The 24,751-nt window shown below is 58.2% G+C and carries 21 protein-coding genes, 1 tRNA gene and 3 pseudogenes; 7 read left to right on the top strand and 18 right to left on the bottom strand.

Features of this window, described 5'->3' with window-relative positions; all coding sequences use genetic code 11:
- A partial coding sequence (locus GHO25_RS22055; RefSeq protein ID WP_153392399.1) for an AlgP family protein occupies positions 1-693 on the bottom strand: 693 nt, incomplete at its 3' end.
- 336 nt (positions 694-1,029) lie between these two features.
- Here GHO25_RS22055 and GHO25_RS22050 point away from each other — a divergent pair.
- The gene (locus GHO25_RS22050; protein WP_372240963.1) at positions 1,030-1,605 is read left to right on the top strand and encodes an FKBP-type peptidyl-prolyl cis-trans isomerase; all 576 of its coding nucleotides are present in this window, start codon (positions 1,030-1,032) and stop codon (positions 1,603-1,605) included.
- A gap of 88 nt (positions 1,606-1,693) precedes the next feature.
- On the opposite strand, the gene GHO25_RS22045 is transcribed toward GHO25_RS22050, so the two are convergent.
- From GHO25_RS22045 to GHO25_RS22010, 8 genes and pseudogenes are all read right to left on the bottom strand, one after another.
- Positions 1,694-2,164: an Rsd/AlgQ family anti-sigma factor gene (locus GHO25_RS22045; RefSeq protein WP_048366908.1), complete on the bottom strand. Its 471-nt coding sequence runs from the start codon at positions 2,162-2,164 to the stop codon at positions 1,694-1,696.
- A gap of 177 nt (positions 2,165-2,341) precedes the next feature.
- The gene (locus GHO25_RS22040; RefSeq protein WP_153392395.1) at positions 2,342-2,881 is read right to left on the bottom strand and encodes a disulfide bond formation protein B; all 540 of its coding nucleotides are present in this window, start codon (positions 2,879-2,881) and stop codon (positions 2,342-2,344) included.
- 226 nt (positions 2,882-3,107) lie between these two features.
- Entirely contained in the window at positions 3,108-4,334 is a 1,227-nt protein-coding gene (locus GHO25_RS22035; RefSeq protein WP_153392393.1) for a heme biosynthesis protein HemY, read from the bottom strand.
- Complete coding sequence (locus GHO25_RS22030) at positions 4,331-5,458, bottom strand: uroporphyrinogen-III C-methyltransferase (RefSeq protein WP_048390500.1); 1,128 nt, start codon at positions 5,456-5,458, stop codon at positions 4,331-4,333. The genes GHO25_RS22035 and GHO25_RS22030 overlap by 4 nt, the downstream gene beginning before the upstream one ends.
- A gap of 16 nt (positions 5,459-5,474) precedes the next feature.
- The gene (locus GHO25_RS22025) at positions 5,475-6,242 is read right to left on the bottom strand and encodes a uroporphyrinogen-III synthase (protein WP_178110184.1); all 768 of its coding nucleotides are present in this window, start codon (positions 6,240-6,242) and stop codon (positions 5,475-5,477) included.
- A complete protein-coding gene (gene hemC / locus GHO25_RS22020) occupies positions 6,239-7,180 on the bottom strand; it encodes a hydroxymethylbilane synthase (RefSeq protein WP_048390501.1) in 942 nt (313 codons plus the stop codon). The genes GHO25_RS22025 and hemC overlap by 4 nt, the downstream gene beginning before the upstream one ends.
- A 238-nt stretch (positions 7,181-7,418) precedes the next feature.
- A complete protein-coding gene (locus GHO25_RS22015; RefSeq protein WP_048366914.1) occupies positions 7,419-8,165 on the bottom strand; it encodes a LytTR family DNA-binding domain-containing protein in 747 nt (248 codons plus the stop codon).
- Positions 8,162-8,284: pseudogene (locus GHO25_RS22010) on the bottom strand (sensor histidine kinase); the annotation flags it as partial. The pseudogene GHO25_RS22010 and the gene GHO25_RS22015, both read right to left, overlap by 4 nt.
- A gap of 265 nt (positions 8,285-8,549) precedes the next feature.
- Between GHO25_RS22010 and argH the strand changes: the two are divergent.
- Positions 8,550-9,944 (top strand): argininosuccinate lyase, encoded by a 1,395-nt coding sequence (gene argH / locus GHO25_RS22005; protein WP_153392391.1) that lies wholly within the window; start codon positions 8,550-8,552, stop codon positions 9,942-9,944.
- A gap of 109 nt (positions 9,945-10,053) precedes the next feature.
- On the opposite strand, the gene GHO25_RS22000 is transcribed toward argH, so the two are convergent.
- On the bottom strand, positions 10,054-10,713 hold the full coding sequence (locus tag GHO25_RS22000) for a glutathione S-transferase family protein (protein ID WP_153392389.1): 660 nt from the start codon (positions 10,711-10,713) through the stop codon (positions 10,054-10,056).
- Between the two features lie 125 nt (positions 10,714-10,838).
- Between GHO25_RS22000 and GHO25_RS21995 the strand changes: the two genes are divergently transcribed.
- A complete protein-coding gene (locus GHO25_RS21995; protein WP_048366917.1) occupies positions 10,839-11,123 on the top strand; it encodes a hypothetical protein in 285 nt (94 codons plus the stop codon).
- Between the two features lie 8 nt (positions 11,124-11,131).
- Here GHO25_RS21995 and dibA read toward each other — a convergent pair whose 3' ends face one another.
- Positions 11,132-13,054: a phosphodiesterase DibA gene (gene dibA, locus GHO25_RS21990; protein ID WP_153392387.1), complete on the bottom strand. Its 1,923-nt coding sequence runs from the start codon at positions 13,052-13,054 to the stop codon at positions 11,132-11,134.
- A gap of 149 nt (positions 13,055-13,203) precedes the next feature.
- Between dibA and desA the strand changes: the two genes are divergently transcribed.
- Positions 13,204-14,388: a delta-9 fatty acid desaturase DesA gene (gene desA, locus GHO25_RS21985; RefSeq protein ID WP_048390508.1), complete on the top strand. Its 1,185-nt coding sequence runs from the start codon at positions 13,204-13,206 to the stop codon at positions 14,386-14,388.
- 141 nt (positions 14,389-14,529) lie between these two features.
- Here desA and GHO25_RS21980 read toward each other — a convergent pair whose 3' ends face one another.
- From GHO25_RS21980 to gabD, 3 genes are all read right to left on the bottom strand, one after another.
- Positions 14,530-15,756 carry an HDOD domain-containing protein gene (locus tag GHO25_RS21980; protein WP_153392384.1) on the bottom strand — a complete coding sequence of 409 codons (1,227 nt, stop codon included), beginning with the start codon at positions 15,754-15,756 and terminating at the stop codon, positions 14,530-14,532.
- Between the two features lie 143 nt (positions 15,757-15,899).
- A complete protein-coding gene (gene gabT / locus GHO25_RS21975; protein ID WP_048366921.1) occupies positions 15,900-17,183 on the bottom strand; it encodes a 4-aminobutyrate--2-oxoglutarate transaminase in 1,284 nt (427 codons plus the stop codon).
- Between the two features lie 176 nt (positions 17,184-17,359).
- Positions 17,360-18,802, bottom strand: coding sequence for an NADP-dependent succinate-semialdehyde dehydrogenase (gene gabD / locus GHO25_RS21970; RefSeq protein ID WP_048366922.1), 1,443 nt, complete (start codon positions 18,800-18,802; stop codon positions 17,360-17,362).
- A 348-nt stretch (positions 18,803-19,150) separates the two neighbouring features.
- On the opposite strand from gabD, the gene GHO25_RS21965 reads away from it, so the two are divergent.
- Positions 19,151-19,227: transfer RNA gene (locus GHO25_RS21965), tRNA-Arg, on the top strand.
- A gap of 432 nt (positions 19,228-19,659) precedes the next feature.
- Here the strand turns inward: GHO25_RS21965 and GHO25_RS21960 are convergent.
- The 3 genes from GHO25_RS21960 to GHO25_RS21950 form a co-directional block, all read right to left on the bottom strand.
- Positions 19,660-21,303, bottom strand: coding sequence for an RNA-binding domain-containing protein (locus GHO25_RS21960; RefSeq protein WP_153392382.1), 1,644 nt, complete (start codon positions 21,301-21,303; stop codon positions 19,660-19,662).
- A 297-nt stretch (positions 21,304-21,600) separates the two neighbouring features.
- On the bottom strand, positions 21,601-22,626 hold the full coding sequence (locus GHO25_RS21955) for a 5'-nucleotidase (RefSeq protein WP_153392380.1): 1,026 nt from the start codon (positions 22,624-22,626) through the stop codon (positions 21,601-21,603).
- Between the two features lie 149 nt (positions 22,627-22,775).
- A complete protein-coding gene (locus tag GHO25_RS21950) occupies positions 22,776-23,039 on the bottom strand; it encodes a DUF3077 domain-containing protein (protein ID WP_048390979.1) in 264 nt (87 codons plus the stop codon).
- A gap of 418 nt (positions 23,040-23,457) precedes the next feature.
- Here GHO25_RS21950 and GHO25_RS21945 point away from each other — a divergent pair.
- Together GHO25_RS21945 and GHO25_RS21940 are read left to right on the top strand one after the other, a co-directional pair.
- Positions 23,458-23,938, top strand: a pseudogene (locus GHO25_RS21945) (colicin E3/pyocin S6 family cytotoxin); the annotation flags it as partial.
- Positions 23,935-24,165 carry a hypothetical protein gene (locus tag GHO25_RS21940; RefSeq protein WP_153335249.1) on the top strand — a complete coding sequence of 77 codons (231 nt, stop codon included), beginning with the start codon at positions 23,935-23,937 and terminating at the stop codon, positions 24,163-24,165. The pseudogene GHO25_RS21945 and the gene GHO25_RS21940, both read left to right, overlap by 4 nt.
- Positions 24,166-24,246: 81 nt before the next feature.
- On the opposite strand, the pseudogene GHO25_RS21935 reads toward GHO25_RS21940, so the two are convergent.
- Positions 24,247-24,751, bottom strand: a pseudogene (locus GHO25_RS21935) (allophanate hydrolase); the annotation flags it as partial.

Here is a 24,751-nt window from a genome sequence, read left to right as displayed (position 1 = left end):
CTTGGCGGCTGCGGATGCAGGGGCTTTGGCAGCAGCAGGTTTAGCGGCGGCGGGCTTGGCGGCAGGTTTTGCAGCCGCGGTACGGGTTGTCGCTGGCTTGGCGGCTGGCGCTTTAGCAGCGGCCGGTTTGGCAGCAGGAGCTTTGGCAGCGGGTTTTGCCGCCGCGGTTTTAGCCGCAGGCTTGGCCGCTGCTGTTGCTTTGGCCGGTGCTTTAGCAGCAGGTTTAGCAGGCGCCTTGGCGGCAACCGGTGCTTTGGCCGCAGGCTTTTTAGCGCTGGCAGCAGGTTTGGCGGTGCGAGCCGTCAGTGCCTTGCCAACGGCCTCTTTAACCCGGCCAATGCCTTGGGCCAACTTGAGGCTTTCTTGCGCATCACGCTTGAGCTGCTGGATATAAGCGCGCGTTTCAGTTTGACGGTCTTTGAGCGAGTCCAGCAGTTGCTCAAGTTCTTTCACGGAAGACTTGGCTTTGGCTTGTGCCTTGGACTTGCCAGCGTGAGCGGCTTCTTGCAGTTTTTCACGTGCCTTGTGCAGTTTTTCCTGAGCTTTGCCACGTTGTTTTTCAAGCTTGGCGAGCAACTTCTCAGCATCAGCCAGCGCTTGGGAACAGGCGCTTTCCAAATGCTCAAGCAGGCTGCCTGAGAGTTGTTGGAGCAAGTGCAACGGCGTATTAACAGACTTCTTGTTGGCCGACATGGTTTACCTCCTGGCTGAAGTGAGTGCGGCTCATACTAGACCTCTGTAAGAACCGCCGCTAGATCATGTTGACACTAACCATAGCAGCGGGTTGCATAGCGCCGGAAAACTTGTGACAGATCACTTTTTACAGGCCTGTGCAGATAAATTTTTTGGCCACTTCTGCGTTTATTAAAGCCCCCGATATTTCCCCCAAACAATCGTGCTCGCACAGGCATAATCGCTCGCACTGAAGACCGGAGACTGCCCATGTCGCGTGCCCTTTTATTGACCCTCTTGTGCGTTGCCTGTTCGGCCCATGCGGCCCCGGCGCAAAGCCCGCAAGCCGCGCACGACCTGGCCTACAGCTTGGGTGCGAGCCTTGGCGAGCGTTTGCGCGAAGATGTGCCGCAGCTACAGATCCAGGCCTTGATCGACGGTTTGCGCAGCGCTTATGAAGGCAAGCCGCTAGCGCTAAGTGATGAACGAATCGAGCAAATATTGACGGCGCATCAGGCGCAAATCGATGCCGAGCCCGCGCAACCGCAGAGCGAAGTTGCACTGAATGCCGAGCGTGATTTTTTATTAAAAGAAAAACAAAAAGCAGGCGTCCGCGAGTTGGGTAACTGCATTTTGGCGACTGAACTCAAGGCAGGCACCGGGGCAAAACCTGATGCTCAGAGTTCGGTGTACGTGAACTATGTGGGGCGTTTGCCGGACGGTACGGTTTTCGATCAGAGCACGCAGCCACAATGGTTGCGCCTGGACAGCGTGATCAATGGGTGGCGCTTGGCGCTGGCGCAGATGCCAACCGGTTCGACATGGCGGCTGGTGATACCTTCCAATCAGGCGTACGGGGCTGAAGGCGCAGGGGATTTGATAGCGCCTTACACACCGCTGGTGTTTGAAATCGAATTGCTGAAGGTGCAATAAGACGAATTTCTGTAGGAGCGAGCTTGCCTCGCGATCTTTTAGAAGATCAAAAGATCGCGAGGCAAGCTCGCTCCTACCGAATGGGGTATCAAGCCTGGGCGGCTTCTTTCTGTTTGTGCGCGCTGTGCAGCACTTCGATCAAGCAGTCTTCAAGCTCAAAACGCTCATCGAGCAAGGCGCCGAGTGTTTTGAATTCGCTGGCGAGTTTTTCGCAATCCGGGCGATGCGCCTTGCCGTCGCAGTGCTCGTTAAAGGCCAAAGCGGCTTCGGTAATGACGTTGATTCGGGGGTGGATGATCTCAGCCAACGCGAGCCCGCGCTCATCATTGAATGCTTTCGCTTCGGCGTTGAGCTGCTCATAAATTTCGAAGTGGCCCGCAGAAACGTAATCAACCAGCAGTTGGCAGAACTCTTTTTGAGGCCCGCGTTTGGGATTGCGCTGCTGATCAATGACAGCCGCATAAGCACTCACAAGCTTGCTGCGCTCATGCAACCAGCGGTCTACCAACTGGTGAACACCATTGAAGCGTTCCTGAGCACTCTGACATCTTTCGAGCATGATGATCTCTCTTCCCTAGTGGGCCCATGCCACCCGATCGAGCCGGGCCTGTGTGGACCAAAACCTGTGCAGATACACCGGCAATGGGCGACATAACTCCAACAATGCGTGCGGGCCAGATTATGCCCGCCAAGCAACTGCTTCAAGGTACGCACGAGAGAAAGTTCATACAAGCGTTTAATACGAAGTGCTACTTCTGGTCGCAGGACGGGGCTTTTTACCCGGTAAAAAATAGCGCACCCACTGGAACAGACTCAGCGCCGCCAAACCTGCAAATGCCAGCATGCTCAGCTCGGGGATGCTCAGGTCAAAGAGTGTCCACTGGATATGCGCGCAGGCTTCGGTCCCGCGGTAGACCGACGTAAACAGATCGCCCAGTGACAGGTTGTTCCACAGTTGCGCCAAATCGGGCTGACAAATCATCAACTGCTGCGCCGGTAATCGCTGATAAAGCACTTGGCAGGTGGCACTGGCCAACCCCGCCAGAGCCAGCAGCATGGACACCATTGAGTAAACCAGTACGCCGATGGCACGCGGCGCATGGACAAAGGCGATCAGGTTGACCGCACAAAAAGCCAGTAACAGATAGCGTTGCACCAGGCAGAGCAAACAGGGGCTCAGCCCGGGCCCGTACTCCAGATACAAAGAGGCGCCCAGCACCGCAGCACTGGCAACCAACGCCAAAAGGAATATGAAACGTGAGCAGGCCAACAACATGGCTTTTCCGTAACAAAATAGACAGGCGGGTACGGTAGAGGAAAGCCAATAGCCCTTTCAAGGCCAGCCAATACGGATACTTCCGTAAGCTTGTAGGGAATCACCAACAACTGCTGAAAGGCTTTAGTGCAGATAGCGTACGAAATTTCTTGTCGCGCCTAAAAAGCGGTTCCCCCCTGTGTTAACGGCCGATGACCGTTTCCACAGGGGGTGTTTACAAAACGCTCTATTGCGGTAAAGGCAGCGCCAGCAAGCGTTCATCCAGCAAGTTCAGGCCTTCCTGAAACAACTGATTGCTGCGCGCTGTGTCACCCAACTGGGCCAGGAGCCGTGCAAGCTCTGCGCAGGTTTCTGGGTTGCGCTCAAGCTTGAGGCTGCTTTCGAAGTAGTCCCGCGCCTTGCCCCACAGGCTGTTCTGCAAGCACAGGCGGCCCAGGGTCAGCAGCAAGCTGGCGTCCGCCGGGTGCGCCTTGAGCCAGCCTTCTGCGGTCTGCAATTGCTTGACCGGGTCGCTGCCACGCAGCAAGCCATACAGGCGCACCAAGTGGCTGTCGTACGTGCGCTTGAGCGCACCGCGCACTACTTCTTCGGCCTCGGACTGTGCGCCCAGGCGGCGCAATTGCTCGGCATAAGCCAGTACCAGGGTGGGCTCCTGACGCTGCGCCGAGGTCAGTTGCTGCCAAGCCAGGGTCAACGATTGCAGCCCTGCCTCGCCCCCCGTGTCGCGCTGCGCCGCCAGGCCAAGGTTTTGCCCCCAGGCGCGGCGTTCAAGTTCAGCCAGTTCCTGGGCAGGCAAGACTTTGTCTTTACGCAGCTCGGGCAGCAGGCGGATCAGAGCTGACCAGTCGCCGCGCTGCTGGTGCAGGCGCTGAAGTTGACACAGCACCTGCACGTTATGCGGATGGCGTTCGTGCATGGCTTGCAAGGTGTTGAGGGCGCCTTCGGTGTCTGCGCGATCAACTTGCAGTTGCGCATGGTTGAGGGCAATCGCCAGTTCGGCCTGGGGCTGACGCTCAAGGGCGCGCTCAAGCAGGCTGTCGCTTTCTTCGTAACGACCCAGCTCGTTGGCCGCACGCGCGGCACCGAGGTAGAACAGCAACGGTTGGCGCTCGGCTTCTGCGGCGCGGGTCAGGTGCTTTTGCGCGCTGGCCCAGCGGCCCTCGGCCAAGTCCATCTGGCCTTGTTCGATCGCCAGTTGAATGCGACGGCTGCGGTTACGCCTTGACCACGGGTTGACCAGGCCAGTCGAGACGCTGAACAGCTCAACCAACAGCTTGATGCCCCAGATCACCAGCCACAGGATCACCAGCACAGCCAGTGACGCCCACAGGCTGGATTCGTAGCGGAAGTTTTTGTAAGCCACCAGCACGTAGCCTGCGTCCTCGGAGATTGCCAGGCCGACGCACGCAGCGGCCGCAATCAACAAGAACACAATCACATACAGACGCTTCATGGGCGGGCCTCCTCGGCCGGTTTGGCAGCCGCACGACCCGGTTCGTCAGCCTCGACATGCCGACGCTCAAGGTAGGCCTGCATCGCACTCAAGGTGCCCGCCAGGTCCGGCGTCTTGACCGTGACCGGCTGTTTGCTCAGCTCAACCACTTGCTCCAGCATTTTTTTGCTTTGCGCGTTGTCCTGGTTGAAGTTGCCTTTGAGCACCTCTTGCGCCTGCGCCAAAGCCTGGGTGTAGACCGAGGCCTGACCGTTAAGCGCAGCCCACTGCGCTTGCTCCAGCGCCAGGCTCAAGGCCAGACGCACTTGGGTCAGGCTTTGCCCTGCCAGCAACGGCCGCACGTTTTTGTCGGCATTGAAGTCGATACGGATGTAATGGGAGATTTCATCCCACCATTGCTCCCAGCGGCTTGCCCCGTCGCCATCGGCGGTCAGGCCCAGCAATGAATCACCGGAGTCCTTGAACTCGGGCGCCAGCGCGGTGAGTTGCGACACTTGATCACGCAAGGCCGCCAACTGCAGGAACACACCCGTGCGGTCTGGCTGTTCGACGCTGCGCAAGGCGGCGAGGCTCTTGGCCAGTTGCTCGCGGGCAGCGAACGAACCGGGATCATTCTGCTCGCGCAAAATGTCATCGGCGCCCTGCACCAACGCCTGAGCACTGCTGATGTCTTGCAGCGCTGACAAGCGCAGGCTGGCCAGACGCAACAAGTGCTCGGCCTCGGCCAGACGCCAGTCTTTGCGGCTCGCCCCCAGCACGGTCTCAAGGCGTTGATTCAAGCGTTGCTGATCGCCTTGCAGTTGCACCACCAACTGACGCTGGTTATCCAGGTCGTTGGCCGAAGGCAACTGGTTGAGCCGCGTCAGCAGTTGCTGCTCGCTTTGTTTGATCGACAGCGTTTGTGCGCCCAGCGCCTGCACTTCTGCCAACTGCTCGGCAGTGCTGGCTTCCAGATGGCGCATCTGCCACACCGCCCAACCGCCGACCGCGATGCCGGCAGCGCCGAGCAACAGCGCGAAGGCGGCCAGACCATTGCCCCGGCGCTCAGGCTTGATGACAGGTTTTTCAACCGGCGCTTCTGGCGCGGGCTGCACGTGTTCTTTTGGCAAGACTGTTTCGCTCACGTATCCATCCTTTGCGTTAGAAAGCAGGTACGGGATGTGCCCGTAGCGCCGCCAGCAAAGCCGCAGCGCTCGCGCCACGGCAATCCACAACGTTTTTGGCCCCGGCATCGCGCGCAATCTGCGCGACGCGAGGGCTTGGAACAAACAATGTCATACCGCTCAGTTGGGGCCAGGCATCACCTGCCAACTGCTGCAAATGTTCAAACCCCTGTCCACTGCTGACCACCAGCGCGTTCAGGCGTTCCGCTTTTATGCGTTCAAGCAGTGTGTGAGCCGGGTAAGACGGCAGCGTTCGGCGATACAGTTCGAGGTAATCGACCTGCGCACCCAACTGGCGCAGATGCTCGGCGAGCATTTCGCGCCCGCCCTCGCCGCGCACGATCAGCACCTTGGGCTCGCTGCACGTCACCGCTTGGGTAAACGCGGGCAACGCCAGCAAGGCCTCGCTGTCATCTGCGGATAAAGGGTAGCTAACATCCAGGCCATGCTCGGCGAGAATCTGCGCAGTGGCGGCACCCACACTGAACCACGGCTGCTCAGGCGCTTGCGGCCAATACTGGCTGACCCACTGCACGCCCAGGCGCGCAGCGGGCTTGCTGACCACGATGACCGCGCAATAGCGGTCCAGGTGGGCGACCATCTCGCGCTGGCTTTGAGTCAATGCCAGCGGTTCGATGGCCAGCAGCGGCAGGCTGCTGCTGAACACACCCACAGTGGCCAGCTCGTTCGCGAGTGCTGCCGACTCCTCAGCGGGTCGGGTCAGCAGCAGGCGCCAACCTGTCACTCGTGACCCGCCTCGCCGTAGACCGCTTTAAGAATCTCACCGGCGCCTTGTGCCAGCAGGTCTTCGGCGACCTGCACACCCAACGCTGTCGCGTCGCTGTGCGGGGCACGTGCTTCGGCGCTCAGCAATGTGCCACCGGCGGGCTCACCGACCAGGCCGCGCAGCCAGATCTGCTCGCCTTCCAGCACGGCATAGCAGGCGATGGGCACTTGGCAGCCGCCATTGAGGTGTTTGTTGAGCGCGCGTTCTGCGGTCACACGCACTGCCGTGTCGGCATGGTGCAGCGGCGCCAGCAACGCGTGAATTTCGTGGTCTGCGCTGCGGCATTCAATGCCCACGGCGCCCTGGCCACCGGCTGGCAGGCTGTCTTCGACACTGATCGCCGAGGTGATGCGGTCTTCAAAGCCCAAGCGGATCAGGCCCGCAGCAGCGAGGATGATGGCGTCGTATTCACCGGCGTCGAGCTTGGCCAGACGCGTGTTGACGTTGCCGCGCAGAAAGCGGATTTCGAGGTCTGGTCGACGGGTCAGCAACTGAGCCTGACGGCGCAGGCTCGACGTGCCGACCACACTGCCGGCCGGCAAGGCTTCGAGGCTGGCAAAGGTATTGGAGACAAAAGCGTCACGCGGGTCTTCGCGCTCGCAAATGCAGAACAGACCGAGGCCTTCAGGGAAGTCCATCGGCACGTCCTTCATGGAGTGCACGGCGATGTCAGCTTCGTTTTCGAGCAGGGCAGTTTCCAGCTCTTTGACGAACAAACCCTTGCCGCCGATTTTCGACAGCGGCGAGTCCAGCAGCTTGTCGCCACGGCTGACCATCGGCACCAGCGTCACCACAAGACCTGGGTGAGCCTGCTCTAAACGGGCTTTGACGTATTCGGCCTGCCACAGAGCCAGGGCGCTTTTACGGGTAGCGATGCGGATTTCGCGAGAGGACATGGATCAATCCGTACTGAAAAGATACGGCTGATAATAACAGCTCAGCCAAAACAGCTTTGACTTGTATCAGAAAGTACGTGGCCGATTAAGCCAAGAGCAGGCCATCCGTTATAGGAGGGCGAATAAATACCGCGTGGGAGCGGGCTTGCTCGCGATGGCATCGACCCTATGATTCAGGCATACCGCGCCGCCTGAATCGCGAGCAAGCCCGCTCCCACCACAATGACCATTTGCCGTGTCAGAGCTGCTGCATCATTTTGCGCACGCCCGCCACGTGGCGGCGGCTCACAATCAGCGCATCGCCATTAAGCCCCTTGAGGAACAGCTGAAAGTGCCCCAGCGGGGTACGTTGCAGGCGTTCGATACGGTCACGCGCTACCAGCGCGTTGCGGTGGATGCGCACAAAGCGTTCACCGAATTCGTCTTCAAGGGCTTTGAGCGGCTCATCGAGCAACACTTCGCCGCCCTCGTGACGCAAGGTCACGTATTTATGGTCAGCGATGAAATAAATCACTTTGTCGATAGGGATGAGTTCAATGCCTTTTCGGGTTCTGGCACTGATGTGGCTGCGTGGCCCGCTGCCCGTTTGCGCGGCAGGCCGAGTCAGGGCCGCCAGTTGCACACGGTTAGGCCGGTGCGCGTCTTTTAAGGCCGCAGTAAGGGCCTCGGCGCTGACCGGCTTGAGCACATAGCTCACACCGCTGTCTTGCAGGGCCTGAACAGAGAACTCGTCAGGCGCTACGCAAAACACCACGGCGGGTGGCAATTCGCGCTCGCATAATTTGGCAGCGACCTGCAAACCGTCGAGGCCCGGCATGTGGATGTCGAGAAGAACGACATCGGGCTTCAGGCTTTCGATCAGGCTCAGAGCCTCTTCGCCATGAGTAGCGGCGGGCTCCAGCGGCGTATAACCCCCAACAGCATTGAGCAAACGGCTCAAGTGCTCTCGGGCCAAGGTTTCGTCATCAACGATCAGGACATTCATATAGCGCTGTATTCCTGCGTGAGTCTCGCACAAGGATAGCGTAGACAGGTGAAGTGACGGCTGTCACAGCGATCCACGCTAAGACTAGCGTGAAGGCCAAAAAGTGCCGCAAGTCGCACAGCAAAATTCACCTGTGTCTGTTGCTCGATTTAATACCGGATGCGTCCAACAAGCTACAAAGACCTGCAAAGACTGCTCCATACGACCAACTGTAGACGGTTGCCAAGACGAATGGGGCCAATCTATACAATTCGTTTCGGTATTTTGTTTATACCTCAAATCCGTTAAAACCTGCCGACCTGCGTCAACGCCTTGAATGGCAACCCTGTTATGATCCGCAGTAACTTTTTATGTACTCCCCCTCAGCCGATTACGAGCGAATCCATGAGCACCGACAAGACCAATCAGTCCTGGGGCGGCCGCTTCAGTGAACCCGTCGACGCCTTCGTTGCGCGCTTCACTGCCTCGGTCACTTTCGACCAGCGCCTTTATCGCCACGACATCATGGGCTCCGTGGCCCACGCCACCATGCTGGCCAAGGTCGGTGTGCTGACCGATGCAGAGCGCGACAGCATCATCGACGGTTTAAAAACCATCCAGAGCGAAATCGAGGCCGGCACTTTTGACTGGCGTGTCGACCTGGAAGACGTGCACATGAACATCGAAGCGCGCCTGACAGACCGCATCGGCGTGACCGGTAAAAAGCTGCACACCGGGCGCAGCCGTAACGACCAGGTCGCTACCGATATTCGCCTGTGGCTGCGTGATGAAATCGACCTCATCCTGGCTGAAATCACACGCCTGCAAAAAGGCCTGCTGGAGCAAGCCGAGCGCGAAGCCGAGACCATCATGCCGGGCTTTACGCACCTGCAAACCGCTCAGCCGGTGACCTTCGGGCATCACATGCTGGCCTGGTTCGAAATGCTCAGCCGCGACTACGAGCGCCTGGTCGACTGCCGTAAACGCACCAACCGCATGCCGCTGGGCAGCGCCGCACTGGCGGGCACCACCTACCCGATCGACCGTGAGCTGACCGCGCAACTGCTGGGCTTTGACGCCGTGGGCGGCAACTCGCTGGACAACGTCTCGGATCGCGATTTCGCCATCGAATTCTGCGCCGCCGCGAGCATTGCGATGATGCACCTGTCGCGCTTCTCCGAAGAGCTGGTGCTGTGGACCAGCGCGCAGTTCCAGTTCATTGATCTGCCTGACCGTTTCTGCACCGGCAGCTCGATCATGCCGCAAAAGAAAAACCCCGACGTGCCAGAGCTGGTACGTGGCAAAAGCGGCCGCGTGTTCGGTGCCCTGATGGGCCTGCTGACCCTGATGAAAGGCCAGCCACTGGCCTACAACAAGGACAACCAGGAAGACAAAGAGCCGCTGTTCGATGCCGCCGACACCCTGCGTGACTCGTTGCGTGCCTTTGCCGACATGATCCCGGCGATCAAGCCCAAGCACGCGATCATGCGTGAAGCGGCGCTGCGCGGTTTCTCGACAGCAACTGACCTGGCCGACTACCTGGTGCGCCGTGGCCTGCCGTTCCGTGACTGCCACGAAATCGTTGGCCATGCCGTGAAATACGGCGTGGAAACGGGCAAAGACCTGGCCGAAATGAGCCTGGAAGAACTGCGCCAGTTCAGCGATCAAATTGATGACGACGTGTTTGCCGTGTTGACCCTGGAAGGTTCGGTGAATGCCCGTAATCACATTGGCGGCACAGCGCCGGCCCAAGTGAAAGCGGCAGTGATTCGCGGCAAGGCCTTGCTGGCCAGCCGTTAAACACAGCGCTTGTAGGAGCTGCCGCAGGCTGCGATCTTTTGATCTTTATATCAACAGATCGCAGCCTTCGTTCCTCGGCAGCTCCTACAGGTCGGGTGCTTTGGCGCTCTTATTTTTTGCTGCTAATCCACGCCAAAAACTGCGGCATGGCTGCGTCTTTGTCTGCCGCGATGCGTTTAACGTGCGGGTTTTGCTCAAGGTGCTCCAGCAGCGCCTTGGCGCCTGGCAATTCGGCCAGCAGGTCCAGGCCGAAGACTTTCTTGCCCACGCCACAGGCCAAGGTGACGCTGTACAGGAAGTAAATGTCTGCCACGCTCAGGGTCTCGCCCGCAACATAGGGTGCGAATGTTGCGTGACGCGCCAGCGACGCAATGCCGTGCAGCAACTCGGCCTTGGCTTTGGTCTTGATCGCCTCAGGGACTTGCGTGCCGAAGAACGCTTCGGCGTAGCACGCACGGGCGGGCAACTCGATGTACAACTCGATTTCTTTGGCGATGGCCAATACTCGGGCACGCTCAAAGGGATCGGTCGGCAGCAGTTTGGGGCCCGGCTGGGTCTGTTCGATGTAGTCGAGGATCACGCTGGTTTCGTTGACGTAGCCCTGCTCGACGCCCAATACCGGCACTTTGCCGCAAGGGCTGACTACCAGCGCCTCTGGGGTTTTGCCAGCAAAAAACGCGACCTCTTCAAACGGCAGGCCCTTTTCCAGCAGCGCCAGCTTGACCATGTTGTAGTAGTTACTGACAGCGAATCCATAAAGCTTGAGCATCACAAAGCCTCCAGGCCATGTTGGGGTTGGCAGCAGCTGTTATAGAGCTTCGCCGCTAAGCTGACCAGCAGCATCATTGCGCTGAATACCGCTAAACTGCCGGCCTTACCTTAAGGAGCCTGCCCATGAGCGAGCCAACTGATATCGACAACGACGAAGAAGAATTCGCCGAATCCACCCTGACCCAGGCGATTGAAAACCAGATCGAAAGCGACAATCCGCCCGCGGCCAAGGCCACCTTCAATAAGCTGACCCTGGTCGGTTATGAGCGCGAAGAGATTTTGAACTTGATGGCCCACGTACTGGCCATCGAGATCGACGCGATGCTCGACGAAGACCGCGCCTTCAACACCGAGTGGTACGAGACAGCCCTTCGCGCACTGCCTGAGCTGCCACCCGAGAAAGCCTGAGGCAGCGCTCAGGTGCGAATGACGGGCGCCCGCTGCCAATCCAGTTCGCTGGCAGGCACCGGGCGGCCAAACCAGTAGCCCTGGCCCAGATCGCACTTGAAGTCGAGCAGGAACTGCGCCTGCTCGATGTGCTCGATGCCTTCGGCGTGCACCTGCAAGCCCATGCTTTGGGACAGGGCAATGACCGCGCGCACAATCGCCACGTCGTCATTGTCTTCCGGCAAGCCTGCGACAAAACCCTGATCAATTTTGAGTTTTTGCACAGGCAGTTGCTTGAGGCGCAGCAGCGATGAAAAGCCGGTGCCAAAGTCATCAATGGCCAGGCGCAACCCCAGCGCACGCAGACGGTGCATCTGCTCCAGCGCCCCTTGAGAATCTTCCATCACCGCGCTTTCCGTGACTTCCAGCTCCAGCAAGGCCGGGTCCAGACCGCTGTCGGTCAACACGGTGGACACCAGCGTATAGAGCTCCGGGCGGGCGAACAGACGGCTGGAGATATTCACCGCCACGAACGACAAATGCACGCCTGCCGATTGCCACTGGCACATCTGCCAACAGGCTTGTTCCAGCACCCAGGCGTCAATTTCGGCTATCAGGCCGGTGCGTTCAGCGATCGGGATAAACTCCCCCGGAGGCACCAGCCCCCGCAGCGGGTGCTCCCAGCGCACCAAAGCTTCAACCCCGATCAGGCGGCTGGTTTTCAGGTCATGCACCGGCTGGTAATACACCCGCAACTCTTGCTGCTCGAGCGCCCGGCGCAAGTCGCTGGCCACCTCGATCCGGTTAAGGGCGTGCACGGTCAGTTCTTCGGTGTACAGCGCGTAGCCTTCGCGGCCCGCACTTTTGGCCTTGAACAGCGCCGAGTCGGCATTGCGCAGCAGTTGCTCGGCGTTCAGCGCATCGCCGGGGAACACGCTGATGCCCACGCTGGCGCTCACAAACAGTTGATGGCCGGTGATCTCAAACGCTGCTTTCATGGCCTCCAGCACTTGCTGCGCCAGTACCTCGGCGCGACTCGCATTTGAGCAATTTTCGATCAGCACGGCGAACTCGTCGCCGCCCAGTCGGGCCACCGTGTAGCCTTTGCCGAACACGCGCTGTAAACGCCCGCTGACCGCCTTGAGCAACAGGTCGCCGACGTTATGCCCAAGGCTGTCGTTAATAATTTTGAAATGATCAAGGTCGATCATCAGCAGCGCGCAGCCTGTCTTGTGGCGCTGCGCAGAGGTCAAGGCTTGCTCGGTACGGTCGGTAAACAGCAGGCGATTGGGCAGGTCTGTGAGCGGGTCATGGTGGACCAGCCGCGCCAGGTCCGTCTGGGATTTTTTAATCGCCGAAATGTCGGTGAACACCGCGACATAGTGGGTGAGCTGGCCTTTTTCGTCGGTGATGGCCCGCACGGTTTGCCACTGCGGGTAGATTTCACCGTTTTTGCGCCGGTTCCAGATCTCGCCGTGCCAGTCGCCGGTTTCTTGCAAGGACTTGAAAACACCCTGGTAAAACTCAAGGTCATGGTGACCGGACTTGAACATGTTGGGCCGTTTACCCAGCACTTCTTCGACCGTATATCCGGTGATTTCAACCAGCGCCCGATTCACATGCACAATTGCACCCGTGCGGTCAGTGACCAGCACCCCTTCTCGGGTGCAGTCAAACACCGCTGCCGCTTGGCGCAGACGCTCGCGATCCTCGCGTTGGCGCTTCAAGCTGGCGCTCCCGCCGAGAAAACTCAACAGTTGGGAGCGAGCGACAAAGATCAGAACGGCGCTGACAAACACCCACACATAGCCATTGATGAGCTGCCAGTGCGCCAACTGCGCCGAGTCGTCCAAAAAACTGCTCAATAAATGATCAGTTATTTGCAGCCAGGCTACCGATAACAACCCGTAAAGCAGGGCTGCACGCAGGGCATTGCGAGAAGAAACCGACATGAGAAAGTTATAACGCCTACAAAAAAATGGGAATTATAGAGTAAGAAACATCCAGCCACTCTTATCTCAAAGGGCGACTGGTTTTAAATGGCTGCATGGTGATAATGCGTGTTGCAATTTATTTCATCTTCCCGAGGGCCAAACAGCCTATGTGGTACAACGGTTTTCTTGACTTGTCAGCCTGGCAACTGGTTGCAGTCACCCTGTTGATGACCCACGTGACCATTATCGGTGTCACGGTTTATCTTCACCGCTACTCAGCTCACCGCTCACTTGAACTCAACGGTGGCCTGAAACACTTCTTCCGCTTCTGGCTGTGGCTGACCACCGCGCAGAACACCCGCGAGTGGACGGCCATTCACCGCAAACACCACGCAAAATGTGAAACCGCCGATGACCCGCACAGCCCGGTCGTTAAAGGGTTATCGACCGTTTTGCGAAAAGGTGCAGAGCTGTATCGCGAAGAAGCACAGAATCCTGAAACGCTACGCATTTACGGCAAAAACTGCCCTGAAGACTGGATCGAGCGCAATCTTTATTCGCGATACAAGCTGCTGGGCGTGGCCTTAATGCTGGTCATTGATTTGCTGCTGTTCGGCGCCATCGGCCTGACCATCTGGGCCGTGCAGATGATGTGGATCCCGGTGTGGGCTGCGGGCGTGGTCAACGGTTTGGGCCATGCGGTCGGTTATCGCAACTTTGAGTGCCGCGATGCCGCGACCAATCTGGTGCCGTGGGGCATCCTCATTGGTGGCGAAGAGCTGCACAACAACCACCACACCTACCCCAACTCGGCCAAGCTGTCGGTCAAGAAGTGGGAGTTCGACCTGGGGTGGGCGTGGATCAAAGTGTTCAGCTTTTTGCGTTTGGCCAAGGTTCAGCGGGTTGCGCCTATCGCCCACCGGGTCGAAGGCAAAGGCAGCCTGGATATGGACACCGCGATGGCGATCCTCAACAACCGGTTCCAGATCATGGCGCAGTACCGCAAGCTGGTGATCGCACCGCTGGTGCAGCAAGAACTGGCCAAGGTCGATCACTCGGTTCGCCACCAGTTCCGCCGGGCCAAGCGCCTGCTGTCGCGTGAAACCAGCTTGCTGGAAGAGCGCCATCACCAGCGTATTGAAACCCTGCTGGAGCACAGCCAATCGCTCAAAGTGATCTATGAAAAGCGTCTGGCGCTGCAACAGATCTGGATCAAGACCAGCACCAATGGTCACGACATGCTGGCGGCGATCAAGGAATGGGTCCATGAGGCGGAAGCCAGCGGGATTCATTCGCTGCGCGAATTTGCCAAACAGCTGAAAACCTACTCGCTGCGCCCTGCGGCGGTTTAAGAGCGGTTGCGGGCAGCGACTACCACGGTAGTCGCTGACGAAGCATGAGGCTGCGATGGGTTGCGAAGCGACCCAAAACAGCGGTCCTGCGGCCCGCATCGCAGCCTTCGTGCCTCGTCAGCGGCTACAGATTTGCCAAGGTTAGACGGTGCTTTGCACCTTGCTCATCAGGCGTGACAGTTCTGCCGTGCCTACCCGCAGCAAACGCGCGGTCTTGCTGCTGGCCAGCGCATCCAGGCCTTCTTCTGATTCCAGCACCGCCAACTGCCCGGCCAGGTTCATGACCAGCGCCTCTCGCGAGTACACCCCGCCTCCCAGGTGATACACCGCCGCGATCAACTCGCGCAGCTCCAGCGGCAAGCGCCAGCGTGTGCGCAACGCAGAGCCGTAGGCGGCCCCAAACTCGGCCAGGGACTCGTCAATCACCTGCGTGTCCAGCTCGCCCCCCGCCTGCTGCCATTCTTGCAAACAGCGCAGCACCGCCAGATCACCCAGGCGGTACAGCAAACCCGCACAGTAGCAGCGCTGCTGATCGAGGTTGAGCATGCCTGCCAAGGTGCGACCGTACTCTGCCGCGCGCAACGACACCGCCCACTGGTGCTCGGCGTAATCGGCCAGACGCGGGTCGTTCAGTTGCGCGCTGTGCTTGAGCGTCAGCCCTTGCACCAGGTTCATGCTTTGCGCCGGGCCCAGCCGCTGCAAGGCGTGGGTCAGCGTCTGGGCGGGCCGCGCAAGGTGCTGCGCAGCGCTATTGGCCGCGGCAATCAGCACGGCGGTAATTTGCGGGTCTTTGCACACTTCATCTTCCAGCGCCGCCAGGTTGAGGCCGTCAGGGCTGAGGCTGCGCTTGACCGCTGCACGTGCGTCGATCCACAGCGGCGCGCCATCCGAGGACGCCCGGCGCTGTGTCAGAAAACGTTTAAGGGTCATGCCGGGCGTCAGTGACGGCACGTCACACAGCACCTCTTGCCCCGCGCTCAGTAACAGCCCCTGCAGACGCTTGGTCAGACCGCTCAGGTCCAGTGGTTTAGTCAGGTAGGCGGTGGGCGCCAACGGCAAGGCTTCGCGTACGCTGGCGCTGTCATTGCGGCTGCTGACTAAAATAAACGGCAAGGCCGGGCTGCGACGACGTTGGCGCACACTGCGCAACATATCCAGCCCGCTGACACCGGGCAGGTCCCGGTCTGAAATCACCAGGTCATAACTTTTTTGGCTCAGCAGCAAGAGTGCCTGCTGCCCTTCACCGCACACATCCAACTGCGCGTCACACCGAACACTCAGCACCACTTGCTTGAGTAGATCCCGGGACCACGGATCGGCCTCGGCAATCAATACGCTCGGTACAACGGTTAAATCTACAACGGCCATTCAATCTGCTCCCAGCGCAATGCCTGCACCTTAGACAATGGCAACGCATGGATACAGAAAAATCACATGTCTGAATCGCTTAAACCAAAAAAAACCGCCGAAGCGGTTTTTTTTGTCTATCGAGTCACACCTTCACGGCGGGCTTACGCCAGCTCAGCGAAGCACTCTTCGATAATGGCCAGGCCTTTGTCCAGCAGTTCGTCTGGAGCGGTCAACGGCACCAGAACACGCAGAACGTTGCCGTACGGGCCGCACGACAGCAGGATCAGACCTTTCTCACGCGCCTTAGCGACGACTTGAGCCACGGCTGCTGCGTTTGGCTTGTGTGCGTCGCCGCCTTCGAACAGCTCGACCGCGATCATGGCGCCCAGCGCACGAACGTCGCCGATCACCGGGTACTTGGCCTGGATAGCCTTTAGGCCAGACACCAGATGCTCGCCCACTGCCTTGGAACGGTCCAGCAGGTGCTCTTCTTCAAACACCTCCAGCACCGCCAGTGCCGCCGCACACGCGATCGGGCTACCGGCGTAGGTGCCGCCCAGGCCGCCTGGAGCGATAGCGTCCATCAGCTCGGCCTTGCCGCACACGCCCGCCAGCGGGAAGCCGCCAGCGATGGATTTAGCGAAGGTGGTCAGGTCAGCCGCAACACCCATTTGTTCCATGGCGAAGAAGGTGCCGGTACGACCCGCGCCTGTTTGTACTTCGTCAGCGATCAGCAGGATGCCGTGCTTGTCGCACAGTTCACGCAGGCGAGCCATGAACGCTTTCGGCGCCACGTAGAAACCACCTTCGCCCTGAACTGGCTCGATGATGATGGCAGCGATGTCTTTAGGCTCGGCATCGTTTTTGAAGATGCGTTCGATGCTGGCGATGGAGTCGTCAACGCTGATGCCATGCAGCTCGCACGGGTACAGAGCGCGGAAGATACCGCCTGGCATCAGGCCCATGCCGGCCGAGTAAGGCACGACTTTACCGGTCAGGCCCAGGGTCATCATGGTACGGCCGTGGTAAGCGCCGGTGAACGCGATCACCCCAGCACGGCCAGTGGCTGCGCGGGCAACCTTGATGGCGTTTTCAACGGCTTCCGAACCGGTGGTCACCAGCAGGGTCTTCTTGTCGAAGTTGCCTGGGACCTTGGCGTTGATTTTTTCGCACAGCTCTACGTACGGCTCGTAAGCCAGTACCTGGAAGCAGGTGTGGGTCAGCTTGGTCAGTTGCTCTTGCACGGCGGCAATGATTTTCGGGTGCAGGTGACCGGTGTTTAGTACCGCGATACCGCCCGCGAAGTCGATGAACTCACGACCTTCAACGTCGGTTACGGTCGCGTTTTTTGCCGACTCGGCAAAAATCGGGTGGATCTGGCCAACGCCGCGAGGGACAGCGGCTTCACGGCGTTTCATCAAAGATGCGTTGGTCTTGTTGCTCATGGTGTTCCTCATTCGCCGTTTATCTAACGGCGTGGTTCAAGGCTGACGCGCCTGGGTAGCACCGATGCCAGCATGCGATGATCGACTGGCATGGCGCGCCCGGCCACAAAAATTAACAGTTTGAAACACAGAGGGAGCATCGCTCTCGTGCCCCTTCTGCTGAACCACCCGCCGAGTTAAATACTCAGGCAGAGATATTTGATTTCCAGGTAGTCTTCGATGCCGTACTTGGAGCCTTCGCGGCCCAGGCCCGACGCCTTGATGCCGCCAAAAGGCGCGACTTCGTTGGAAATGAGACCGGTGTTAACGCCGACCATGCCGTATTCCAGTGCTTCTGCAACACGGAAAACGCGGCTCATGTCACGCGCATAGAAGTACGACGCCAGACCGAACTCGGTGTCGTTGGCCATCTCGATCACTTCGGCTTCGTCTTTAAAACGGAACAGCGGTGCCAGCGGGCCGAAGGTTTCTTCTTTGGCCACGGCAGCGTTTTTCGGCACGTTGACCAGAATGGTCGGCTCAAAGAAGCTGCCTTCCAGGCTGTTGCCGCCTGCCAGCAGGGTTGCGCCTTTGCTCAGTGCATCCGCGATGTGTTCTTTGACTTTTGCCACCGCCTTGTCATCGATCAGCGGGCCGGTGGTGGTGCCTTCTTCCAGACCGTTACCGATTTTGAGCTTGGCCACAGCCGCTTTGAGTTTTTCAGCGAACGCGTCGTACACGCCGTCCTGAATGTACAGGCGGTTAGCGCACACGCAGGTCTGGCCGTTGTTGCGGTACTTGGAGATGATCGCGCCTTCGACGGCCTTATCCAGGTCAGCGTCGTCAAACACGATGAACGGCGCGTTGCCGCCCAGTTCCAGAGAAACTTTTTTGATGTCCTTGGCGCATTCGGCCATCAGTTGACGACCGATTTCGGTCGAACCGGTGAAGGACAGCTTGCGCACGATCGGGTTGCTGGTCAGCTCGCCGCCGATGTCGCCAGCGCTGCCCGTCACAACGCTCAACACGCCTTTTGGAATGCCGGCACGGTGCGCCAGCTCAACCAGTGCCAACGCGGAGAACGGGGTTTGCGAAGCGGGCTTGATCACCATGGTGCAACCTGCGGCCAGTGCCGGGCCTGCTTTACGGGTGATCATGGCGGCCGGGAAGTTCCACGGCGTAATGGCAGCGGTCACACCGATCGGTTGTTTGATCACGATCAGGCGCTTGTCAGGCTGGTGGCCTGGGATCACGTCGCCATAGACGCGCTTGGCTTCTTCAGCGAACCACTCGATGAACGAAGCGGCGTAAGCGATTTCGCCCTTGGCTTCAGCCAGTGGCTTGCCTTGCTCCAGGGTCATGAGACGGCCCAGGTCGTCCTGGTTTTCAATCAACAGCTCAAACCAGCGACGCAGTTTGCCTGCACGCTCTTTAGCGGTCAGTGCACGCCAGGCTGGCAACGCCTTGTCTGCGGCTTCAATCGCACGACGGGTTTCAGCCGCGCCCATTTTTGGCACGGAACCGATGATTTCGCCCGTGGCCGGGTTGTTAACCTTGATCGTCTGACCACCGTCCGCATCGACCCAAGCACCATCGATATAGGCTTGTTGGCGGAACAGTTGTGCGTCTTTGAGCTGCATGTTGGCTTTCCTTAACAGCACCGCACAGAGGCGGGGCGAATTATTGATAAAAGAAAGGCGCCATAGAAGGCTGCCGTCAGGAAGTCATTCACTGCCAAAGTACTTAAAGGCCGCACAAAGAATAAGCCGTGCGATTCAGCACTCAGACAAGAGCGTTTGAAATCTCAAACGAATCCTAGGGTCAACAGGGGTAAAGGACAATAGGCTGTTCGAAAAAAAGAACAAACGGCCTGATTTCACCCTTTTCTCACCTAGTCCTCATTAATACCCCATAACGCACAAAGAAACACCCGACGAATCAGCGGCATGGACGGGCGACACGCAGATGAGTATCATGGCGCCCGCGTTGCACCAGTAGCTCAGCTGGATAGAGTACTGCCCTCCGAAGGCAGGGGTCGTGGGTTCGAATCCCGCCTGGTGCGCCATCTTTTCTTTGATTGATCGTTTTTTAAGAAAACGATTCTTCAATCCGCTTCAAATCCTGCGTACCCCAAAACCTCAATCACCTGCACTTGAAGTGGCCGATGAGTGCTGCCTGAAAAACTCGTTTCTGCCCAGCTTCCTTGCACATGCCCGTCTTATCGCTGCCAGACGGGCTCAGCACGCAGTGCGAATGTCTAGAAATGTCTAGCTAATGAGTGTTAGACATTTTCCGTCATCCATTTAAAACACCACTAAGCCATTGATTTATAAAGACTAAAAACCATTCTCCAGGCTGACTGAGAACCTGCTGAATGTCTAAGAGCACGGCTTATTCGTCTAAATTTATCTTTTCAATCAAATGAGTTTTCGCCATACCACCGGACATTCTTTGCCTGCGCCAAAAACTCGCCCTAGGATCGGAAAATGTCTACCCATCAGACTTTAGACATTTGCCAAAGCTTACCCTTGGGTTCGATAACCCCTTGTTTCTTCAAGGCTTGCAGCAGGTTCTTGATCTTGTGGGCTTTCTGCTGACTGTTTAAAACATCCGGCAGTTTGTCTACGAGCAGCTTATCGATATCAGCGCGTTTGGCCGTGCCGAATTTCTCGATCAACTGACTGATCAAGCGTTTGTAATGCTCATCATCGAAGCCACGATTGAGGATGTACTGCGCCTTGTCATCGCTATGCCGCGCAACTTGGGCGGAAATATGGAAATTAGGTTTCCGGCCCTCGATCAGCCCCTGCGCCTTGAGGTGACGAACCTGCGTATCACTCAGTGATTTCTGTTTCTGCACGCGGTCCAGCAGGATGATGTCGTCCAGCGCCAGATTAGGCAGCTCGGCCAGCTTGCGGGCATAACTGATATTCAAAACACGCCCAGTGATTGTCACCTGCACGCGGTTTTGCTCCAGTTGGTATTCCGGCAGTGGGAAGAAACGGTTCTTCTGGATCATAAACATCTTGCGGATGCCGCTGCCGATGGTGTCAATCATGTTCAAGTTGACCATGGCATCGGTAAGGAAACGGTTGCGGTAGCGACTTTCCGGCGCGTCGGCCTGGATTACCTGCTCGACCGATCCGGGAATAAAAGCTCCGGGATTGCTAAAGCACAGCCGGCCGTCTTCGAACTCCACCACCGAGACCTTGCCACCCAGCTCGTAGTCTTGGTGGGCAATAGCATTATTCAGGGCCTCGCGAATGATAAAAGGGTCGTACTGGTCGACCTCCTCGGGGAACAGCGAGCCTTCCGACATATAGCGGTATTTCAGGTTGCGGATCTTGCGGTAAAGCTCATCGGCGCTGACCAGCAGCGGGCAGGAGAAGTGCTGGTAGTCGCGTTCCAGGCCGTCGCGGTCCTTGAGAATCCAGCTCAGAGTGGGCGACGCAGGATTAACTCTGTGCGCCGCCTCCGGCTTACCCAGCAGCAGAATAGCGGTACGGGTAATGCTCCCCTGAATGGTCAGCTTGGCCTTATTGAGAAATGCCTCGTCACTCCAAGTTGGCAGTTCAGCCGCCCTCTTGGGGTGCTTGGTGGCATATTCGCGGCGAGCCAAAGCGATAGCCTCGGCACTCAAATCATCCAGACTTGCGCCGGGACAAATGCCCGCACTCCAGTCTTGCAGACGATTCTGACCACGGATGCGTTCTATCTCATCAAGCGACAGCGGCCCGAGGGATTCGCCGTCGCGGCCGTAGTAATGCCCTTCCCACGTCACCGGCAGACCTTGAGGGGCAGCAGGAATCTCGAGCAACAACACGCGGCCATCTGCATGTTGAACGGTGTAAATGTCGATAAAGGTGAGCCGCTGGCTGACCTTGTCGGCCACTTCCTTCTTTAGCGACTGCAGATCTTTGAACGCCAAGCGAAACTGTGTGCCCACTACACGCTGATTATCCTTTACACCAAACACCAGCCAGGCACTCTGCACGCCCTTCAGGTTGGCCTCGTTACTCAGGGCACAGAAGTATTTACCGAGCTTGGCGAAGTCATAGCCGTTCTTGGCCTCCTTAAACTCCACCACCTCACTTTCACCGTTGCCCTCAAGCAAACGCTGCAGTTGCTGCTGGGCATCCATCACGCCACCTCCCTGTCCGGAGCACCGCCTCCACCACGCCCAGCACCAGGACCTGGTCGATAACTGAGCGATTGTTTACGAGTCAAGGGACGCATCTTAACCAATGCAGCCGCGCTTTGGGCGGTAGAGATAAAGCAAAGGGTTTCCCGTCCCCTTCTGGACTTGGTTACGGTGCGTGCTTGCATTTAGAGGCACTCAGCAACGATCAAAATGCCTATACAGCATTGCCCTCCAAAGGCAGGGGTCGTGGGTTCGAATCCCGCCTGGTGCGCCATCTTTTCTTTGTATTGAGCCTTTCTACGGCTCAGCCGACTCAACCCCCGAATCGGCCACTTCCAAATCACTCTCTTCCTTGTCAGCCGGAGCCGGTAGCTCCAGTACGTTTGTGCGCGTCAGGTACGGTACTTTGCCGGAAGGCACCAGGGTGGCGGCGGCTTCCAGGTGGATGTCTTGATCGTCGAAGAAGATGTGCGGGTTGAAGGCGGTGAGTACTTTGGCTTTGCCGACGCCGCCGAGGAAGAAGGCTTCGTCGACGTAGACGCCCCAAGCGCGCAGGGTGTTGATGACGCGCATTTCTGAGGGGGAATTGCGCGCGGTCACGATGGCGATTCGGATGGGGGAGTCTTTGCTGCCGGTGGGCAGGCGTTCTTGCAGGCTGGCCAATTTTTTTAACAGGCTGGCGTAGGGGCCTTCTTCCATGGGGGTGTGTTGCAGCGCATCTTCTTGCGCCTGGAAGGCGACCAAACCTTTGGTTTTGTATACCAGTTCGCTGGCGTCGGAGAACAGGACGGCGTCGCCGTCGAAGGCGATGCGCACTTGGCCTTCGGGGATTTGCGGGGCGTTGGCCGGGGGTGCGGTGAGGATCGCTGCGGCGCATTGTCTGGAGTCGATGACCTTTTGCGCATCTTCGACGTTGGTGGTCAAAAACAGGTCCACATCGAAAGCATCGATGTAATCGGCCACTGACTCGCCGCCGGTGAAGGCCGAGCGGGTGATTGCCAGTTGGTCGTGACGTATGGTTTTAAGCACGCGGATGCCGGTGTCCGGGCTGTTGCGGGACATGACCACCACTTCGACCAGCGGCGCTTGGTCGTCGCTTTTGCGATGCTGGTTCAGGTCCAGCAGGGCTTTGACCAGGTAGTACCCCGTGCCGGGTTTCAGCAGTTCGTTTTCACGCTCTTGCATGTAGCGGCGGTAGTTGGGGATCGCGCTCTCAGGGTCGGTTTCGAGGCCTTCCTTGAACATTTGGTCAGATTCGCTCATGTCGAACAGCGCGGTAGCGGAAATCCCGACGACCAAGGTGTTGCTCAAATCAAATGCCATGGGGACTTCCTTTATGCCGCTGCGCGCTTGCTGAGGCTGCGAGGATAGTCGATTTAGTGCTGTTCATCTGTAGGAGCGAGCTTGTCTCGCGATCTTTTGATCGTTTAAAAGATCGCGAGGCAAGCTCGCTCCTACAGGGCCGGGGTGGGTTAGAGGTCGTGCAGGCACAGGTCGTCGATGACGGCTTTGCCCATGTCGCACAGGTAGTGCGAGGCCCAGGCATGGCGTTCGCCGTCGTGTTCCAAAGCAGCATCAAGGGCCAGCTTTTTGGCGCAGAACAGTAAGGCCGAGACTTGTTCTAGCGCTTGGCGCAGCGGGATATCCGGGTTTACACGAAACAGTTGATGGTCGTCTGCGCCGCAAGGGCCGAAGGTCACGACGCCAAGGGTTTTGATCGGGGAAGAGGTGGTCATTGGATATGTTCCTAATTGGGTTAATGACTGTCTCTTTTGTTTCCAGGCAAAAGGCGACAGCCGTACGCAGGCTGGAAAACCGGGACAATTAGGAAACCCGGCAGGTCCGAAGACCTCCCGCGCACAGCCGTCATAACATGAAGACTGACGCACAAAGCCGCCAACTCCCTATAGGGTGAATGGCGCTCAAGCGCGTAATTGTTACCCGGGTTTCCAGGCCCGACCACTGTTTATTTCAGTGACGGTGCACATTACCCCTGCCCTCAACGCCAAGAAGCCATCCATTGCCGCACTTCACGTAGGAGGGTGCGCTTTTCTGTGCCCGCCTCTCAAACTGCACGCTGTAGAAATCCTTCAAGCCTAAGTCTGTCTGCCTACAGACAATGCCGACCAAAATGATCGACGCTATCCAGATTCGCAGCAGGTGGCGGACTTTGGTGGCGGTGTGGAGTTGATCTGGACGCCCGCGATAAACCCTCAGGACACGCTCGGGATTCCACCGCTGAAAGGTGCGCCGCACACTCCGCAGATATGGATCTACCCGCCGACAAAAGCCGCTGACGCGCTGATCGTTAATCTGATTTATCCACCGGACTACAAAGACTTCATTTTGGTGTTCCCGGCTGACTCGGGTGTGGCGCCACTTTATGTTGTGTTGAGTGTGCCGGGGCATGGGTATCACCCAGCGCCCAATGCTTTGCCCGCTTATCCAGATGCCAAAGTTGCACCGGCCAAGACTTTTACGCTGGAAAGTCTCAGACGGCAGAATACTTGAATGGGATTACCAGCACGGCGCGGTAGAAATGTACGACAAACGCGGCAATCACTTGGGAGAGTTCAATGCAAACACCGGTGAACAAACGAAACCCGCCAAACCCACCAGGAAAGTTGAACCATGAATCATTCTGTTTTGATTTTCGATAAGACCACAGAAGAGCTAATAAACGAAGTGGCTATCCCTGGCGCGCATGCTGAACAGCTCAAAGCGCTCATGGGATGGGCTTCGGATGAAGAGGCAATCTATGAGTACGCCCTCACCCCAGCGCAAGTGCGGGCTATCCAAACATGGGTAGAGAGCACACTGGAAACCCCGAACGGTCTCTATCAGTTGTCTTGCTCAGCGTAAAAACTGTAGGAGCGAGCTTGTCTCGCGATCTTTTCAAGGTCAAAAGATCGCGAGGCAAGCTCGCTCCTACCGTGGGTGGGGTTAGGTGAATAGTTTGCTCAGGCAGGTGAGTTTTTTCTTGTAGGAACGCCGGGCTTCGAGGGCTTGGTCGAGGGTGACGCTGACGAAGCGGGCCTTTTGGTTGGGTTGCATTTGGCCGATCAGGTCGAGGTCGGCGCTGATGACGGTGCCGATCATGGCGTAGCCACCACCCGAGACGGCGTCGCGGTGCAAAACGATGGGTTCGAGCCCGGCAGGGACCTGGATTGAGCCAATCGGGTAGCAGCTGTCGACGATGTTGGACGGGTCGGAACCGGCGCCAAACGGTTGCTCGCGCGGCTGGAAGCTCAAGGCGCTGCCACCCTTGAAGCGGTAGCCAATGCGATCGGCCTCGGAGCCGACGGTCCAGGGTTCGGCGAAGAAGCTGTGCGCGGCGGCTTCGCTGAGGCGCTCGTAGTACAGGCCCGGGACGACCCGCAGGGTGATTTCGCCACCAATGGCCTGGCGTAAGGCCATGGGCAAGCTGGCCCCGGCGCGGCCCTTGCCG

This window comes from Pseudomonas sp. FSL R10-1350 (assembly GCF_009600525.1).
In the GTDB taxonomy this organism is placed as follows: Bacteria; Pseudomonadota; Gammaproteobacteria; order Pseudomonadales; family Pseudomonadaceae; genus Aquipseudomonas; species Aquipseudomonas helleri.
Note: the sequence above shows the minus strand (reverse complement) of the source record. Positions and strands in the feature narration are given on the sequence as shown.

Excerpts from the sequence above, each read along its gene's own strand:
- GHO25_RS22045 (WP_048366908.1), bottom strand. The coding sequence starts at position 2,164 with ATGCTCGAAAGATGTCAGAGTGCTCAGGAACGCTTCAATGGTGTTCAC.
- GHO25_RS22040 (WP_153392395.1), bottom strand. The coding sequence starts at position 2,881 with ATGTTGTTGGCCTGCTCACGTTTCATATTCCTTTTGGCGTTGGTTGCC.
- GHO25_RS22035 (WP_153392393.1), bottom strand. The coding sequence starts at position 4,334 with ATGAAGCGTCTGTATGTGATTGTGTTCTTGTTGATTGCGGCCGCTGCG.
- hemC (WP_048390501.1), bottom strand. The coding sequence starts at position 7,180 with ATGTCCTCTCGCGAAATCCGCATCGCTACCCGTAAAAGCGCCCTGGCT.
- GHO25_RS22015 (WP_048366914.1), bottom strand. The coding sequence starts at position 8,165 with ATGAATGTCCTGATCGTTGATGACGAAACCTTGGCCCGAGAGCACTTG.
- argH (WP_153392391.1), top strand. The coding sequence starts at position 8,550 with ATGAGCACCGACAAGACCAATCAGTCCTGGGGCGGCCGCTTCAGTGAA.
- GHO25_RS22000 (WP_153392389.1), bottom strand. The coding sequence starts at position 10,713 with ATGCTCAAGCTTTATGGATTCGCTGTCAGTAACTACTACAACATGGTC.
- GHO25_RS21995 (WP_048366917.1), top strand. The coding sequence starts at position 10,839 with ATGAGCGAGCCAACTGATATCGACAACGACGAAGAAGAATTCGCCGAA.
- dibA (WP_153392387.1), bottom strand. The coding sequence starts at position 13,054 with ATGTCGGTTTCTTCTCGCAATGCCCTGCGTGCAGCCCTGCTTTACGGG.
- desA (WP_048390508.1), top strand. The coding sequence starts at position 13,204 with ATGTGGTACAACGGTTTTCTTGACTTGTCAGCCTGGCAACTGGTTGCA.
- GHO25_RS21980 (WP_153392384.1), bottom strand. The coding sequence starts at position 15,756 with ATGGCCGTTGTAGATTTAACCGTTGTACCGAGCGTATTGATTGCCGAG.
- gabT (WP_048366921.1), bottom strand. The coding sequence starts at position 17,183 with ATGAGCAACAAGACCAACGCATCTTTGATGAAACGCCGTGAAGCCGCT.
- gabD (WP_048366922.1), bottom strand. The coding sequence starts at position 18,802 with ATGCAGCTCAAAGACGCACAACTGTTCCGCCAACAAGCCTATATCGAT.
- GHO25_RS21960 (WP_153392382.1), bottom strand. The coding sequence starts at position 21,303 with ATGGATGCCCAGCAGCAACTGCAGCGTTTGCTTGAGGGCAACGGTGAA.
- GHO25_RS21955 (WP_153392380.1), bottom strand. The coding sequence starts at position 22,626 with ATGGCATTTGATTTGAGCAACACCTTGGTCGTCGGGATTTCCGCTACC.
- GHO25_RS21950 (WP_048390979.1), bottom strand. The coding sequence starts at position 23,039 with ATGACCACCTCTTCCCCGATCAAAACCCTTGGCGTCGTGACCTTCGGC.
- GHO25_RS21940 (WP_153335249.1), top strand. The coding sequence starts at position 23,935 with ATGAATCATTCTGTTTTGATTTTCGATAAGACCACAGAAGAGCTAATA.